Here is a 14771-nt window from a genome sequence, read left to right as displayed (position 1 = left end):
TTCATTAAGGCACCTGTGTTGTTCTGAGGTGAGCATATCACCTCTGTTCAGGTGGCCAAATTTATTAAACCACTACAAAATATCAATTTGAAAGAATCATCGTAACCGGTTCATCTATACCTGCATCCATAAGAGATCTGCTAGAGACAGAAACAAGCAAAACACTTAACAGGCGTGAAGTTGAGATAGCCAAAATTGTAAAGGAAGAGGTAGATATCGATTTTGGAGACTACGCATGTGTCAGTCCTGATTACTCAGATGTCACTTTTGAAGGTGGGGTGATTAGACGGATGACTGCACCCAAGCTATTTTACCCTTATGATGAATATCGTCTTTTTATAATGCGAGGAGCAGCTTTAGATACACACCCCAAAGGGAACGGTCAGTATGCAGACCTGTCTCAGATACTAACTGGAAAAGCATACTATAGAAAACCAGCATTTTCGTTCGGTGATAAATATCTACATGAAAAAGCTCATCATATCGGAAGTGATGCGACACCTAGCACAGTGCCTAAACCATTAATTAATCTACACATTACTTATCTAATGAAGACTCCTGTAATCTAGGAGATCTCTTGGTAAGAGTCTGGGATATAGTTTCTTGAACATCTTTAACTGTTGTTTTCATCGCTATATCCTTTGCTAGATGCATCTTGTTTAATTTGGTGCTGATATCCAAATTACACTTGCTAATCATGGATAACATTTCATCTTTCCATAGTGTTTGTAACGCAATCTCCTTGTTATAAAATGAAGAATTTCCAGCTTTTCGATACGGCTTTAGTTTAACCGTCCCTTCAATACATTCCGCCACGATAATCCCCCAATATTTAGGGCATTCTTCTAAAGCCTTTTTTAATTTGATTTTGGTCGTGACCAACGTGATTTTTCTGAATGCTTGGTCATAATAAAATCCCTGTCTTTTTAAGCGGTTTATATTGTCATTCTCACCCTTAATCTCATAGCAATGGGGCTCTTTATGCAATGCAACAACATCCGCTATGGCATTTCCCCTATGGATGTGGAGTTCCTCCACTATTCGACTAGGTTTGTGGCTTAACCTTGAGATGTAGTTTATTAATGCTTCTCTAATTTCTTTATCATTAAGTTTCATGGTACGTTTTATCTTCTTGGAGTCAGTTAATAATACAACAATAAATGAAGGCATGAAATGAGTAGCTACTTCAGTCTAAACAAGGGCAGATAGCTCATCTAATGACTTGATCGCTACAAGTTCAATCTGCTATCTGATCTGTTGTCATGATAATAGGTTCTTTCGTTATGGGATGTTTAGGGTGCTCAACACCAAGGTTTTTTGCGATTTTTTGCGTGAGGTTTAGAGGAAAAAGTGGGAACTGCTCTCTGATATCAACGACACTGTCTGAAAACTCAGATAAGTAAAAGAGTTCACTTTCTATTGAGGACATCATATGGTGATCTCTTTGAGATTTCCGACCATATATAATTGAGCGTATACCTTTAGACTTTACGTCCTGAATCCTAAGCCAAGGCTTATAGTCTGCACCTTGACCAATTCCATATTTACTCTTTAGTGCACGTTCAAAATCGGGCAACGATTCTAGTTTTCGTCCACGTCCCATAACACATAATCCAATAAAGCTTGCCTATTCTCAGCATAGTGCTCACGCACACTACAGGCAAACTTTATTGCTTAAAAACACCCTTATGGGCTAACTTTATTGCTTACGGGCAAACTTTATTGTTTCTACATAAAACGGCAGTGCCTGCGCACACGCCCGGGCTGAACTCCACGCCCACTGGAAGTTATAACCACCGAGCCAGCCGGTGACATCAACCACTTCACCGATAAAATAAAGGCCCGGCACATCGCGGGCTTCCATGGTTTTGGAGGAGAGCACCTGTGTATCCACGCCGCCGAGTGTGACTTCGGCGGTCCGGTAACCTTCTGTGCCGTTCGGCTGTACCTGCCAGTTCTGCAATTTTTCGGTGATTTCCTGCTGTGCGGCTTTGGATAACTGGTTCAGCGCAGTATCCGGCAGGTCACCGGTTGCCTGTAAACACTCCACCAGCCGTTTTGGTAACAGCTTTGCCAGTGCATTACGCAGGCTCAGATTCGGATGTTTTTCCCGCTGCACGGTGAAAAATTCCGCCAGATCGGTGCCCGGAAGTAAGTTAATGCTCACATACTCACCAGGGTGCCAGTAGCTGGAGATTTGCAGAACCGCAGGGCCGGACAGGCCACGATGGGTAAATAAGATATTTTCCGCGAAGCGGGTGCCACCCTGTGCGGTGACTGTGGCAGATACTGCCACGCCGGACAGTGTCTGTAAGGCTTCCAGCAGCGGCTTATGCAGCGTGAAAGGGACCAGCGCGGCGCGGGTCGGCAATACCGGCAGGCCGAACTGCTCCGCGAGGCGGTAACCCAACGGTGTTGCACCCAGGCCCGGCATCGATAATCCGCCGCTGGCCACCACAAGTGAGTGAGCGCTCACAACCTTTCCGTTTACGGTCACACAGAAATCATCCCCCTGTTTCTGTACCTCTGTCACTTCACTGCGCAGGCGGATAACCACATTTCCCTGCTCACACTCCGCCAGCAGGAGATCAACTATCTGTTGTGCAGAATCATCACAGAAAAGCTGGCCGAGAGTTTTCTCGTGATAGGCAATCTGATATTTTTGCACCAGGGCAATAAAGTCCCACTGTGTATAACGGGCGAGCGCTGACTTACAAAAATGCGGATTTTTGCTCAGATACGCCGCCGGTTCGGTATACAGGTTGGTAAAATTACAGCGCCCGCCTCCGGACATCAGAATTTTCCGTCCGGCTTTTTTGCCGTTATCCAGCACCAGTACCCGCAGCCCGCGCTGCCCTGCCTGCGCGGCACAGAACAGTCCGGCGGCACCCGCGCCTATTACAATCGCGTCAAACTTTTCCAAAATAGTGTTCTCTGTGTCTTTAAATGTGGAGAAATTCCGATAAATGTCTTAAATTTGTCATGATGATTAAATCAGGCCAAAAATTTATTCTTTTCAGAAAAGGAGCCTAATCCGATGATATACAAGGATTAATAATTCCTTAAGCTGATTTGATGAAGGTATCAAATCAAAAAAAGGCCATATTTCACTTCCCCGGGACGCATTTGTCGCTGATAATGCGCCGCGTTCATGTCCAACAACTGGCTTAACGTCTATGCTACATCTATTTACAGGCCTGGAATTTCACACCGGCCTTTTGTTAGTACTGGCACTGATCTTTGTGCTGTTTTACGAAGCCATCAACGGCTTCCATGATACCGCAAACGCGGTAGCAACTGTTATCTATACCCGTGCAATGCGCGCGCAGCTTGCTGTCGTCATGGCGGGTGTGTTTAACTTCCTCGGGGTACTGCTCGGCGGTCTGAGCGTGGCGTATGCGATCGTGCATCTTCTGCCCACGGACTTACTGCTGAATGTCAGTTCGGCCCATGGTCTTGCCATGGTCTTTTCCCTGCTTCTCGCCGCTATCATCTGGAACCTGGGCACCTGGTACTTCGGTATCCCGGCCTCAAGTTCTCATACCCTGATCGGCGCCATTATCGGGATCGGCCTGACCAACGCAATTGTGACCAACAGTTCCGTGGTTGATGCGCTGAATATTCCGAAAATGATCAGCATTTTCCTTTCTCTGATTCTGTCACCGCTGGTCGGCCTGGTGATCGCCGGATTAATGATCTGGTTCCTGCGCCGCTACTGGAGCGGCACGAAGAAACGCCGCCGTATCCACTTAACACCGGCAGAACGTGAGAAAAAAGACGGCAAACGCAAACCGCCATTCTGGACGCGTACCGCCCTTATCCTTTCCGCAGTCGGCGTCAGTTTCTCACACGGCGCAAACGACGGGCAGAAAGGTATCGGTCTGATTATGCTGGTTCTGATTGGTGTCGCCCCTGCCGGCTTTATGGTGAATATGAATTCCAGTGATTACGAAATCGCCCGTACGCGCGATGCCGTGGTCAACCTGGAGCAGTATTACACCACGCATAAGGATGCACTGGCACACGCCATTGAGCTGACCCCGGCACTGAACACGGAGAATACCGTTCTCAATGAACAGTTCCACTGTGACAGCTCCCGTACCGGCATCGTATTAAGACAGGCTCAGGATCTGCTCGGTAATATTCATACCTATGATGATTTATTGCCGGAACAGCGCAGCCAGATGCGTCGTCTGCTGATGTGTATTTCGGATACCGCTGCAGAAGTGGCAAAATTACCGGAAACCAAACCGGAAGATGCGCGTTTCCTGAAACGTCTGTCCAATGACCTGCTGAATACTGTTGAGTATGCGCCTATCTGGATCATCATTTCTGTCGCGCTGGCGCTCTCTCTGGGCACCATGTTCGGCTGGAAACGTGTTGCAGTGACTATCGGTGAGAAAATCGGTAAGAAAGGCATGACATACGCCCAGGGCGTGTCTGCGCAGGTCACCGCGGCTGTCTCCATTGGTGTGGCAAGTTATACCGGGATGCCGGTATCCACCACCCAGGTGCTCTCCTCTGCGGTGGCAGGTACGATGATTGTTGACGGTGGTGGTGTTCAGACCAAAACCATCAAAAACATCATGCTGGCCTGGATTCTGACACTGCCGGTGTCCATTATCCTGTCCGGTGTGCTCTACTGGATCTCCCTGCAGATTATCTGACAGCGGGTTGCTATCCTCTGAAACTGAAAAGCCTGACACGTGTGTCAGGCTTTTTTTTGCATCCGGTAACCGGTTACGGCCAGATAATCATCATCAGCAGAGAGGCAATCACAATCCCGCATATCGCACTGATCATGGTGAACTGACGGCGGATACGTTCGCAGCGCAAAATCACTTCAGGATCATGATGAGTGAGATATTCCCGCTGATTGATATAGCGGATAAGGCGCAGCTGCTTCTGCCACTGGGTGTGGTCAGTAAACGCATTATTGCCGCCGACAGCGTGGTAGAGCAGCGGGTCGCTGTCACGCAGGACGGAGAGTAATGCCCGGGTGGATGAATAAAACCGGATCATGTTAATCAGACAAAGAAAACATAACGCCCAGAACAGTGTAAGTATACTGAACATAATCCACTCCTTAGACTATCTGCGGAGAAGGAACCGGTGATATCAGTGTCTATCACATCATACTGACAGTATTTTATGTATTCAGTATGAACAATGCTGTGAAGTTCCACAAACTCTCGCATTCTTTCACGATAATCTTCTGAAAATATCCGTTTTGCCACTCTCAACCTTGTGAGAAGTGCGCAGACTGGTATATCTTATAAATCAGACATTCTCTGCTGCCTGATAAAAGCATTGAGTTGTGATCAGCATTACACTCTTTAATGATATTAAGCAGTTATAGTATTCATAAAGGATAGCGGCGCAAGCCCTGCCAACCCCTTAACCTTTTGAACGGAAGGAGTTTCTTATGGCATATAAACATATTCTGGTCGCAGTCGATCTTTCGCCTGAAAGTGAAGTGTTAGTAAGCAAAGCAGTTTCTATGGCAAAACCTTACAACGCCAAAGTTTCTCTGATCCACGTTGATGTCAATTACTCTGACTTATACACCGGACTTATCGATGTTAACCTGGGTGATATGCAGCAGCGCATTACTGAAGAAACCAGTAATTCACTGAAAAACCTGGCGAAAAACTCTGGTTATGAGATTCAGGAAATGCTCAGCGGCAGCGGTGATCTCGGCCAGGTATTAGTCGATGCCATCAGAAAATATGATATGGACCTGGTTGTCTGCGGACACCACCAGGATTTCTGGAGCAAACTGATGTCTTCCGCCCGTCAGCTGATTAACACCGTTCATGTCGATATGTTAATTGTTCCGCTGCGGGATGATGATAACGCATAATCCTCTGCTGAAAAATTATTCATGTAAAATGCCTGCTTATGCAGGCATTTTTTTTGGCTGAAAATGCGGCGGTCTTGCCGGTGAAAAAGGGCGTCAATGAATTTTTTTTGTTATATATGAAAAAAACAGCTTGAAAACAGGATATAAACAAGAGATAAATTCAAGTGGTAAATGCAAACACATCTCACATTATTCGAAAAATAAAACAAAAATGTTCGGGATACCTCACAAAGTAACGTAACCCGATATCATTCGTGTCACAGATATGCCGTACGCGAAAATATTCCGGAGAACCTGCCCCGGGAAACGAGTGCGCCCTGCATAACTATTGCATGAATGAGAAGGGCATGACAGACAGGAAATCAACATGAGTAACTTTATCTCTTTGGAAACGTTTCTGGAAAGTGTTCAGCGCCGTGACCCGTCACAGCCGGAATTCCTCCAGGCCGTGCGCGAAGTTTTCTCCACACTATGGCCGTTCCTTGAAAAGAATCCGCAGTACCGCGATCAGAACCTGCTCGCCCGCTTTGTTGAGCCGGAGCGTGTGATCCAGTTCCGTGTGACCTGGGTTGACGATCAGGGTCAGGTGCAGGTTAACCGCGCATGGCGTGTGCAGTTCAGTTCTGCTATCGGCCCGTTCAAAGGCGGTATGCGCTTCCATCCGTCCGTAAACCTCTCCATCCTCAAATTCCTCGGCTTTGAGCAGACACTGAAAAATGCGCTGACCACACTGCCGATGGGCGGCGGAAAAGGCGGCTCTGATTTTGATCCGAAAGGCAAAAGCCAGGGTGAAGTAATGCGTTTCTGCCAGGCGCTGATGACCGAGCTGTACCGTCATCTGGGTGCGGATACGGATGTCCCTGCGGGTGATATCGGTGTCGGCGGCCGTGAAGTCGGCTACATGGCGGGGATGATGAAAAAACTGTCCAATAACACCGCCTGTGTGTTTACCGGCAAAGGCCTCTCCTTCGGCGGCAGTCTGATCCGTCCGGAAGCCACCGGTTACGGGCTGGTTTACTTCACTCAGGCCATGCTGGAACGTCACGGAATGAGCTTCGACGGTATGCGTGTTGCGGTTTCCGGCTCCGGTAACGTGGCGCAGTACACTATCGAAAAATGCCTGTCACTGGGTGCGAAAGTGATCACCGCATCTGACTCCTCCGGTACCGTGGTTGACGAAGACGGTTTCACCGCCGAAAAACTGGCGCGTCTGACCGAAATCAAAGACCGTTACGGCCGTGTGGAAGAGTACGCAAAAGAGTTCGGCCTGGTGTATCTGAAAGATCAGACGCCGTGGGCTGTTCCGGTGGATATCGCTCTGCCGTGCGCCACTCAGAACGAGCTGGATCTGGCAGATGCTGAAGTACTGATCAAAAACGGCGTTAAAGCGGTGGCGGAAGGCGCAAACATGCCGACCACTATCCCGGCAACCGATGCCTTCCTGGCCGCAAATGTCCTGTTTGCACCGGGCAAAGCAGCGAATGCGGGCGGCGTGGCAACATCCGGCCTGGAAATGTCACAGAACTCCGTCCGTCTCGGCTGGAAACGTGATGTGGTGGATGAACGTCTGCATAACATCATGCTGGATATCCACAATGCGTGCGTTGAGTACGGCAGTGAGGAAAAACAGACCAACTATGTGCAGGGCGCGAATATCGCCGGCTTTGTGAAAGTCGCTGATGCCATGCTGGCGCAGGGTGTGCTGTAAGTCGTTAAACTGTTACTGAACAATGTCACAGTGTCGAAGGGGGTATGACAAGCGTTACGGAAGTCTCACTTGTTGCCCCTTCGCGAATCGGGAACTGCCCTGTCCCCTTTTCAGATATTATTCAGTGTTATCCCTCTGCTTTCACGCAAGGGTAGATATCAAAACGATGATTTTTGGTTTCAATCGCCGCTGCCGCTTTCTGTCCGGCTAACGGCTCCGCATAATCCGGCCGTTTCACCACCACACGACGGGTTGCCAGCGCCAGCGCAGGCGCCAGCAGAAGATCCGCATCCTCATCCGCGCCCACCAGCGACTGAAACACCCGCATTTCTTTCTTCACCAGCGCGCTTTTCTGCCGGTGCGGATACATCGGGTCGAGATAGACCACATCCGGCGGTGGTGTGATGTCCGCCAGCGCATCAATCCCGGACGCATGGATAAGGATCATCCTCTCCTGCATCCATTCCCCGATTTCACTGTCCCGGTAAGCCCGCTGTAAACCATCATCCAGCAATGCCGCAACGACCGGATGACGCTCAATCATCCGCACATGACAGCCCAGCGAGGCCAGCACAAAGGCATCACGCCCGAGACCGGCTGTCGCGTCCACCACTGACGGAAGATAGGATTTCTTAATCCCGGCAGCCTTTGCCACCGCTTCACCGCGTCCGCCGCCGAAACGACGGCGGTGAGCCATCGTCCCCCCGGCAAAATCCACACGGATCCCGCCGAGTTTCGGTTCATCGCACTTGCGCAGTTCCAGCCCTTCCGCCGTCAGCACCAGCGCCATCGGCGCGGTATCATCATGTTGCAGGCCCCACCGCGCCGCCAATACATCAAGGGCGCAGCTGTCTGCGCCCTGTTCACACTGTAAACGAATCTTCACGTATTACCCGTTGATTCCGTAGCCTTTTAACATCGCATCCAGTTCCGGCTTACGGCCGCGGAAGCGCTCAAACAGGACCATCGGCTCTTCCGAACCACCCCGGCTGAGAATGTTATCCAGGAAAGATTGCCCGGTGACCGGGTTGAAGATACCTTCCTCACTGAAGCGGGAGAATGCATCCGCCGCCAGCACATCGGCCCACAGATAGCTGTAGTAACCCGCAGCATAACCACCGGCAAAGATATGACTGAATGCATGCGGGAAGCGGTTCCACGGCGCAGCAGGCACCACAGAGACTTTCTCTTTCACAGACAGCAGTGTCGGCATTACCTGAGCGCCGGTTGCCGGGTCATATTCCGCATGCAGGCGGAAATCAAACAGCCCGAACTCCAGCTGACGCAGAATAAACATCGCAGACTGATAATTCTTCGCCGCCAGCATATTGTCGAGCAGTGACTGCGGCAGCGGCTCGCCGGTTTCATAATGACCGGAGATAAAGGCCAGTGCCTCAGGCTCCCAGCACCAGTTTTCCATAAACTGGCTCGGCAGCTCAACCGCATCCCACGGCACACCGTTGATGCCGGAAACATCCGCCACATCAATCTGTGTCAGCATATGATGCAGGCCGTGTCCGAACTCATGGAACAGAGTCAGCACTTCATCATGGGTAAACAGCGCCGGTTTGCCGCCGACCGGTTTGTTAAAGTTACAGGTCAGATACGCAACCGGTTTTTGCAGGGAATTATCTTTGTGACGCATACGGCCAATGCAGTCATCCATCCACGCCCCGCCGCGTTTGTGCTCGCGGGCATACAGATCCAGATAGAAACTGCCGCGTAATTCACCGTTCTTATCAAATAAATCAAAGAAGCGGACATCCGGATGCCAGGTTTCCACCCCGAAACGCTCTTTGGCTGTGATCCCGTAGATCCGGCGGATCACTTCAAACAACCCGCTGATCGCTTTTTCTTCCGGGAAATACGGACGCAGCTGCTCATCACTGACAGAGAACAGATGCTGTTTTTGCTTATCTGCAAAATAGGCCATATCCCAAGGCTCGAGTTTATCAACGCCGTAATGTTCTTTGGCAAAGGCGGCCAGCTGAGCCACTTCCTGCTCACCCTGATGATGGGCGCGCTCCGCCAGGTCATTCAGGAAATCCAGCACCTGCTGCGGGTTTTCCGCCATTTTGGTGGCGAGGGATTTTTCCGCATAATTTTTAAAGCCGAGTAACTGTGCCAGCTCATGACGCAGCGCTAAAATCTCCGCCATCACACCGCTGTTATCCCACTTACCGCCGTTCGGCCCCAGCTCGGAAGCGCGGGTGCCGTAGGCTTCGCTCATCTCTTTGCGCAGCTCGCGGTTATCGGCGTAAGTCATTACCGGCAGATAGCTCGGCATATCCAGGGTAAACAGCCAGCCCTTTTCACCTTTGGACTCCGCCAGTGCCTGTGCAGCCGCAACTGCACTCTCCGGCAGACCGGCCAGCATGCTTTCATCGGTGATAAGCTTGCTCCAGCCCATGGTTGCATCCAGCACATTATTGCCGAACAGCGAACCCAGCTCAGACAGACGGGCAGAAATCTCGCCATAGCGCTTCTGTTTCTCCGGTGGCAGACCAATGCCGGATAACTCAAAATCACGCAGGGAATTTTCCACTGACTTGCGCTGTGCCTGAGACAGTGACGCAAACGCAGGGCTGTTTTTCAGTGATTTATAGGCGTTATACAGCCCTTCGTGCTGACCCATCCAGGTGCTGAATTCTGACAGCAGCGGCAGGCACTGCTCATAAGCTTCACGCAGTTCAGGGCTGTTTTTGACAGAGTTCAGATGACTGACCGGCGACCAGACCCGGGATAATTTATCCCCGGCTTCAGCCAGCGGAAAACACACATTTTCCCATGTAAAATCAGGTGAATGACTCACCACCTGCTCTACCGTCTGACGATAATTATCCAGCGTTTCTTTCACCGCAGGCACAATACATTCCGGATTGATGGCAGAAAATGCCGGTAACTGATTCTGGGTCGGGGTAAGCAAAGGGTTCATCATAAACCATCCTGTTGGCTGCTGGTGCATGTCCGCCGCAGCGCACATACACATGAAAAATGAAAATCGAAACTCTCTATAAGATGGGGACACACTCAGGCAAGTTCAATGATTTTTAGTGTTATTATGCTGATTAAAAATCATTCTCGTAAAAAATCGCACGATACTGATGTATCTCAAAGGAAAAAGCGCAAGAGAACTTTTGAATCCCTGCCGGAAAGCGTATACTGTGCAACCTCAAAATGGAAGATCATCGTCCCCGGTGGGGCGGCCGGACTTCAAATCCGGTTGGGGCCGCCAGCGGTCCCGGGCAGGTTCGACTCCTGTGATCTTCCGCCAATCAAGTTCAACACACCTCTCCTGAAGTCAACTATCCCTTTATATTTCAATACAAAGTCATCACTCCAACTCAACTCAGTTCAACTGAAGTCAATCCACATCAACCCCAATTCGGGGGTGTAAAATAGGGGTGTATTTCGGTATGGTATACCGGCACCCCCAAATCACTTTTTTCTTTGTCATAGACTGAGCGCTCGGAGGTTTTGGTTATGGCCCTCACTGATATAAAAATTAAGGCAGCAAAACCACTGGATAAACCCTACAAACTTTCTGACAGTGGCGGCCTTTATCTGCTCGTAAACCGTAATGGATCTAAATACTGGCGATTAAAATACCGCTTTGCCGGTAAAGAGAAAATGCTCTCCATCGGAGTGTACCCGCAGGTCACATTAGCTGAAGCCAGAAATCAGCGCGATGAAGCAAAAAAATTACTGGCACAAAACAAAGATCCGAGCGAAGAAAAACAACTGGCTAAACTGGAAAAATATTTATCTTCAGAAAGTACCTTTGAGGCCGTAGCCCGTGAGTGGCATACATCAAAAGCAGATCGTTGGTCACTACGTTATCGTGAGGAAATTATCGATACCTTTGAAAAAGATATTTTTCCATACATCGGCAAGCGCCCCATAGCAGAAATAAAGCCTCTGGAGCTTCTGGAAACGCTGCGTAGAATGGAGAAGCGCGGAGCCTTAGAGAAGATGCGCAAAGTTCGTCAGCGCTGCGGAGAGGTCTTTCGTTACGCAATCATCACGGGCAGAGCTGAATACAACCCTGCACCAGATTTAGCTACTGCTCTAACCCCACCAAAGAAACAGCACTTCCCATTCTTAACCGCTGAAGAACTGCCGTATTTCCTGAATGACTTAGCTGGATATACAGGAAGTGTGATTACTAAAACAGCGACTAAAATTATTCTGCTGACAGCTGTACGTACACAAGAGCTCCGCTTTGCCCGTTGGCAGGATATTGATCTAGAAAAAGGGATTTGGGAAATTCCTGCTGAAGTGATGAAAATGAAGCGCCCACATGTAGTGCCATTATCTAAACAGGTGATCGAGCTGTTTAATTCACTTAAGCCGCTATCAGGGCATTATGAGCTTGTATTTATAGGGCGTAACGACCATAGAAAGCCGATCAGTAAGGAAAGCGTAAATCAGGTTATTGAGTTGTTGGGGTATAAAGGAAGGCTAACAGGACACGGCTTCCGCCACACGATGAGCACGATATTACATGAAAAAGGATTCAATTCAGCATGGATTGAAACCCAGCTCGCACATATCGATAAGAATGCGATCCGTGGCACATATAACCATGCTCAGTATATGGATGGACGCAGGGAAATGATGCAGTGGTATGCAGATTACATGGATGAGTTGGAGGGGAGTTTAGATAATGTTGTTAATATGAATTTTAAGTAATACTAAATAGCCATCTTTACGCGTAGGCGTAAAGATGGCTATTGTGCTGTGCTTTATTTTTTTATATTATAAAATATATAAGGTATTTAAGCAGTATGGATAAAGATCTCTGAAAGAGAATGGGACTTTTTGTTGGGATACTTACACAGTGACCCCCGGAGGAAGAAGCGGATTCCGTGAAGCGGCTGGAAAAGTTAAGAAATCGACAGGCAAAAGGAAAGGCGGAGTAACGTAAGTCTGGGGTGAATTGATTAAATAATGCACAGGTTAGTGAGGTGGCTGCGGAACGGTGGATACAGTCTGTTTTCCCTCAGGATTCACTGATTTACCCACAGAATTTCTGGATAAAATGCCTTGCTCTGCTCTTCCTGTCAATGCTATACGTTTTACCGGACAGTTCGGTAAATCGGTTCTGAAATCAGTTTACCGGTTTCCGGCGTGTAATGGATACCGTCAGCAGTACGCAGAACAATCCCGTTTTATGCGATCTGTTGTTCTCGTTGTTCACTCTCTGCGAGAAAGTCTAAGTGAAGTAATTTGGCTTTAAACTGCTCGTCACCCAGTGAGATTCTCCAGCGTTTCTCCATAAACTCGAACAATGCGAGACCTCGGGAAAGAATAGTCTCAGGTAGCCATTCCTCTAACTGAGCAATTTCATTTTCGGCTGCTGAACCGTTGTAATAACCAATGCCTGAACCATTATTCTTCTTGTCATCGAATCCATCGTTTTGCAGGCTGGAGTTTTTTGCTCGGCTCAATGGTACTAAGTTGCCTAGGGAGTTAGCTAACCATGTAGTTTGCTCTTTGGTCAAATTTCCGAAGCGATCCTGCCAATATTGGTTAGAAGGGGTCTGTGGGAATATATGCTCAATGGTGATCTTATCTTTGCTTGTCGCTTTGAGATCATTCCAACCAAGTTTCATGGTTTCTTGTTTGCCACGTTTGGTTAGCCAAGCGTCATATTCAAACAAGAAGTAACGCAAGCCATCCCATTTAAAGAAACCTTGTTCTCCTAACTCATACTTTTCTGCAATGTAGCTGTAAAACCGAGCTGGGTCGTAGTAGTAATCGGCCCATTCATTGATCGTACCGATGACTGAATTGATGGTTCGATTGCCTTTCAATAACTCTCTTGCCATACCAAAAAACTCAGAATCGCCAGTATTAGAACGACGATGACATAGCGAAAATAGGGTGAAGTTATAGCGCTCCGCTGCTGAAAGTAGGTCGTTAATCTCTTCCAACGGCTGCCTGGATACAAACGCGGCGAGCAGGAGAGGTCTGAATGCACGGAAGCTTAGACGTTGCAATCTATCAAGTAGCAACTTGTTCTTATCGTCATTATAGTTAGGAAGATAGAAGTATGGGTTGTGAATATAGAACCAATGACGAATTGATTCTTGTAAGCTTTCGACGTAATCACTGATTTCTTCTACTGATACACGCTCATCTTCATCCTTTGGATGAGTAACATTGCGAGCGGTGAACTTCTCGTTTAGAAGGTATTTAATGTAATCGTCGCCTTTGTTACGGCTGTACTTAAAGTACATTGTCCAATGGTTACGTAAGAAAATGTCTTCATCAAGAGGGCGCTCAGGATTCTTGCCGAGATATTCGTACATGGTTTTCCACGCACTGTTAATTTTACTACGTAAAACTTCATGCCCTTCGTGATTGTGGAAAAGAGTCGATAGGTAGATCAAGCGGTTTTTTAGCAGCTCAAGACTAGTCAGAGGCTTACCACGGTTGTTCATCGTTTCGAATGTGACGAACACATCAATCTCTTCGTCAATCTCGTAGAGATTAAATTTAATTTTTTGAGTGAGCTTCTTAAAAATTAGTGCAATTTCGTCTTCAGAAAGAGTCGATAATTTACCTTTGAAGTAAGATTTAGCCACTTTGAGGTTTTGCGTGTATAGGGTTTCCTGGTGCTGGTTACTATGTGAGTGTTCACCAAAGATGATGGTTTTAAGGTACTCATCGCTAGGGTTGTCCTTTTCGTACCCGAAGATGAAGCTTTGTCGCTGTCCATCGTCTGCTTTGTGTAATACATAGCGGCTGCGTATGGTTTCAAGCGATTGATAGTTGAGTTGAGCGTCTTCGCCTACTGACTCCAAAATAGCTTGAATCAAAATCACTGATGTCGTTAAGCGCTGTTGCCCATCGACAATGTAGAAGGGTTTGAATCCAACGCCCTCTATAATCCATTCGTCTTGTTCCCACTTTTGCCATAATTTTTGTGCAACAGGTTCTAGTGTCACAACACCAGTATAATGAACTCGTCTTGGATCAAGTTGAATGATGTCTTCCCAAAAGTCATCAAGTTGGATTGAAGACCAAGCATAGCCGCGTTGGTAATCAGGAACCCTGAGTATTCGTCGTTCAAAAATATCGTTTAGACTTTGTAATTTCATTATTATGATTCCTGAAACTTTGGGGAACTGGTCGGAGTCATTACTGATCCTTTTATCACCGCTAACAGCCGTTCTCTTTCAGAGACAATTCAAG

General features: G+C 48.0%; 12 protein-coding genes and 1 tRNA gene. 6 read left to right on the top strand and 7 right to left on the bottom strand.

Annotation, left to right across the window (positions count from 1 at the left end):
- Positions 1–95: 95 nt before the first annotated feature.
- Positions 96–569 (top strand): beta family protein, encoded by a 474-nt coding sequence (locus AB7038_RS17570; RefSeq protein ID WP_369453724.1) that lies wholly within the window; start codon positions 96–98, stop codon positions 567–569.
- On the opposite strand, the gene AB7038_RS17565 is transcribed toward AB7038_RS17570, so the two are convergent.
- From AB7038_RS17565 to AB7038_RS17555, 3 genes are all read right to left on the bottom strand, one after another.
- Positions 538–1116, bottom strand: coding sequence for a sce7726 family protein (locus AB7038_RS17565; protein WP_172412286.1), 579 nt, complete (start codon positions 1114–1116; stop codon positions 538–540). The genes AB7038_RS17570 and AB7038_RS17565 overlap by 32 nt on opposite strands.
- A gap of 121 nt (positions 1117–1237) precedes the next feature.
- Positions 1238–1603 carry a hypothetical protein gene (locus AB7038_RS17560; protein WP_440590471.1) on the bottom strand — a complete coding sequence of 122 codons (366 nt, stop codon included), beginning with the start codon at positions 1601–1603 and terminating at the stop codon, positions 1238–1240.
- A 96-nt stretch (positions 1604–1699) separates the two neighbouring features.
- Positions 1700–2923: an NAD(P)/FAD-dependent oxidoreductase gene (locus AB7038_RS17555; protein ID WP_369453723.1), complete on the bottom strand. Its 1224-nt coding sequence runs from the start codon at positions 2921–2923 to the stop codon at positions 1700–1702.
- Positions 2924–3176: 253 nt separating this feature from the next.
- Here AB7038_RS17555 and pitA point away from each other — a divergent pair, with 253 nt between their 5' ends.
- Positions 3177–4667, top strand: a complete 1491-nt coding sequence (gene pitA, locus AB7038_RS17550; protein ID WP_015422357.1) for an inorganic phosphate transporter PitA — start codon at positions 3177–3179, stop codon at positions 4665–4667.
- A gap of 73 nt (positions 4668–4740) precedes the next feature.
- On the opposite strand, the gene uspB is transcribed toward pitA, so the two are convergent.
- Positions 4741–5076 (bottom strand): universal stress protein UspB, encoded by a 336-nt coding sequence (uspB, locus tag AB7038_RS17545; RefSeq protein WP_004904572.1) that lies wholly within the window; start codon positions 5074–5076, stop codon positions 4741–4743.
- A gap of 349 nt (positions 5077–5425) precedes the next feature.
- Here uspB and uspA point away from each other — a divergent pair, with 349 nt between their 5' ends.
- Positions 5426–5863 (top strand): universal stress protein UspA, encoded by a 438-nt coding sequence (uspA, locus tag AB7038_RS17540; protein ID WP_004904570.1) that lies wholly within the window; start codon positions 5426–5428, stop codon positions 5861–5863.
- 367 nt (positions 5864–6230) lie between these two features.
- Positions 6231–7571, top strand: coding sequence for an NADP-specific glutamate dehydrogenase (gdhA, locus tag AB7038_RS17535; protein ID WP_369453722.1), 1341 nt, complete (start codon positions 6231–6233; stop codon positions 7569–7571).
- A 127-nt stretch (positions 7572–7698) separates the two neighbouring features.
- Here gdhA and rsmJ read toward each other — a convergent pair whose 3' ends face one another.
- Complete coding sequence (rsmJ, locus tag AB7038_RS17530) at positions 7699–8457, bottom strand: 16S rRNA (guanine(1516)-N(2))-methyltransferase RsmJ (RefSeq protein WP_368890178.1); 759 nt, start codon at positions 8455–8457, stop codon at positions 7699–7701.
- A gap of 3 nt (positions 8458–8460) precedes the next feature.
- Positions 8461–10509 (bottom strand): oligopeptidase A, encoded by a 2049-nt coding sequence (prlC, locus tag AB7038_RS17525; RefSeq protein ID WP_369453721.1) that lies wholly within the window; start codon positions 10507–10509, stop codon positions 8461–8463.
- A 241-nt stretch (positions 10510–10750) separates the two neighbouring features.
- On the opposite strand from prlC, the gene AB7038_RS17520 reads away from it, so the two are divergent.
- Together AB7038_RS17520 and AB7038_RS17515 are read left to right on the top strand one after the other, a co-directional pair.
- Positions 10751–10845, top strand: a tRNA-Sec gene (locus AB7038_RS17520).
- A gap of 209 nt (positions 10846–11054) precedes the next feature.
- Positions 11055–12263, top strand: coding sequence for a tyrosine-type recombinase/integrase (locus AB7038_RS17515; protein ID WP_153642972.1), 1209 nt, complete (start codon positions 11055–11057; stop codon positions 12261–12263).
- 479 nt (positions 12264–12742) lie between these two features.
- Here AB7038_RS17515 and AB7038_RS17510 read toward each other — a convergent pair whose 3' ends face one another.
- The gene (locus AB7038_RS17510) at positions 12743–14677 is read right to left on the bottom strand and encodes a DUF262 domain-containing protein (protein ID WP_153642971.1); all 1935 of its coding nucleotides are present in this window, start codon (positions 14675–14677) and stop codon (positions 12743–12745) included.
- Positions 14678–14771: the final 94 nt, after the last annotated feature.

The organism is Morganella morganii, from assembly GCF_041099235.1.
GTDB classification, from domain to species: domain Bacteria; phylum Pseudomonadota; class Gammaproteobacteria; order Enterobacterales; family Enterobacteriaceae; genus Morganella; species Morganella morganii_E.
This window is presented reverse-complemented; position numbering and strand designations above follow the sequence as displayed.

Bases quoted from the DNA above. Each gene is read 5' to 3' on its own strand.
- AB7038_RS17565 (WP_172412286.1), bottom strand. From the start codon at position 1,116: ATGAAACTTAATGATAAAGAAATTAGAGAAGCATTAATAAACTACATC.
- AB7038_RS17560 (WP_440590471.1), bottom strand. From the start codon at position 1,603: ATGGGACGTGGACGAAAACTAGAATCGTTGCCCGATTTTGAACGTGCA.
- pitA (WP_015422357.1), top strand. From the start codon at position 3,177: ATGCTACATCTATTTACAGGCCTGGAATTTCACACCGGCCTTTTGTTA.
- uspB (WP_004904572.1), bottom strand. From the start codon at position 5,076: ATGTTCAGTATACTTACACTGTTCTGGGCGTTATGTTTTCTTTGTCTG.
- uspA (WP_004904570.1), top strand. From the start codon at position 5,426: ATGGCATATAAACATATTCTGGTCGCAGTCGATCTTTCGCCTGAAAGT.
- gdhA (WP_369453722.1), top strand. From the start codon at position 6,231: ATGAGTAACTTTATCTCTTTGGAAACGTTTCTGGAAAGTGTTCAGCGC.
- prlC (WP_369453721.1), bottom strand. From the start codon at position 10,509: ATGATGAACCCTTTGCTTACCCCGACCCAGAATCAGTTACCGGCATTT.
- AB7038_RS17515 (WP_153642972.1), top strand. From the start codon at position 11,055: ATGGCCCTCACTGATATAAAAATTAAGGCAGCAAAACCACTGGATAAA.
- AB7038_RS17510 (WP_153642971.1), bottom strand. From the start codon at position 14,677: ATGAAATTACAAAGTCTAAACGATATTTTTGAACGACGAATACTCAGG.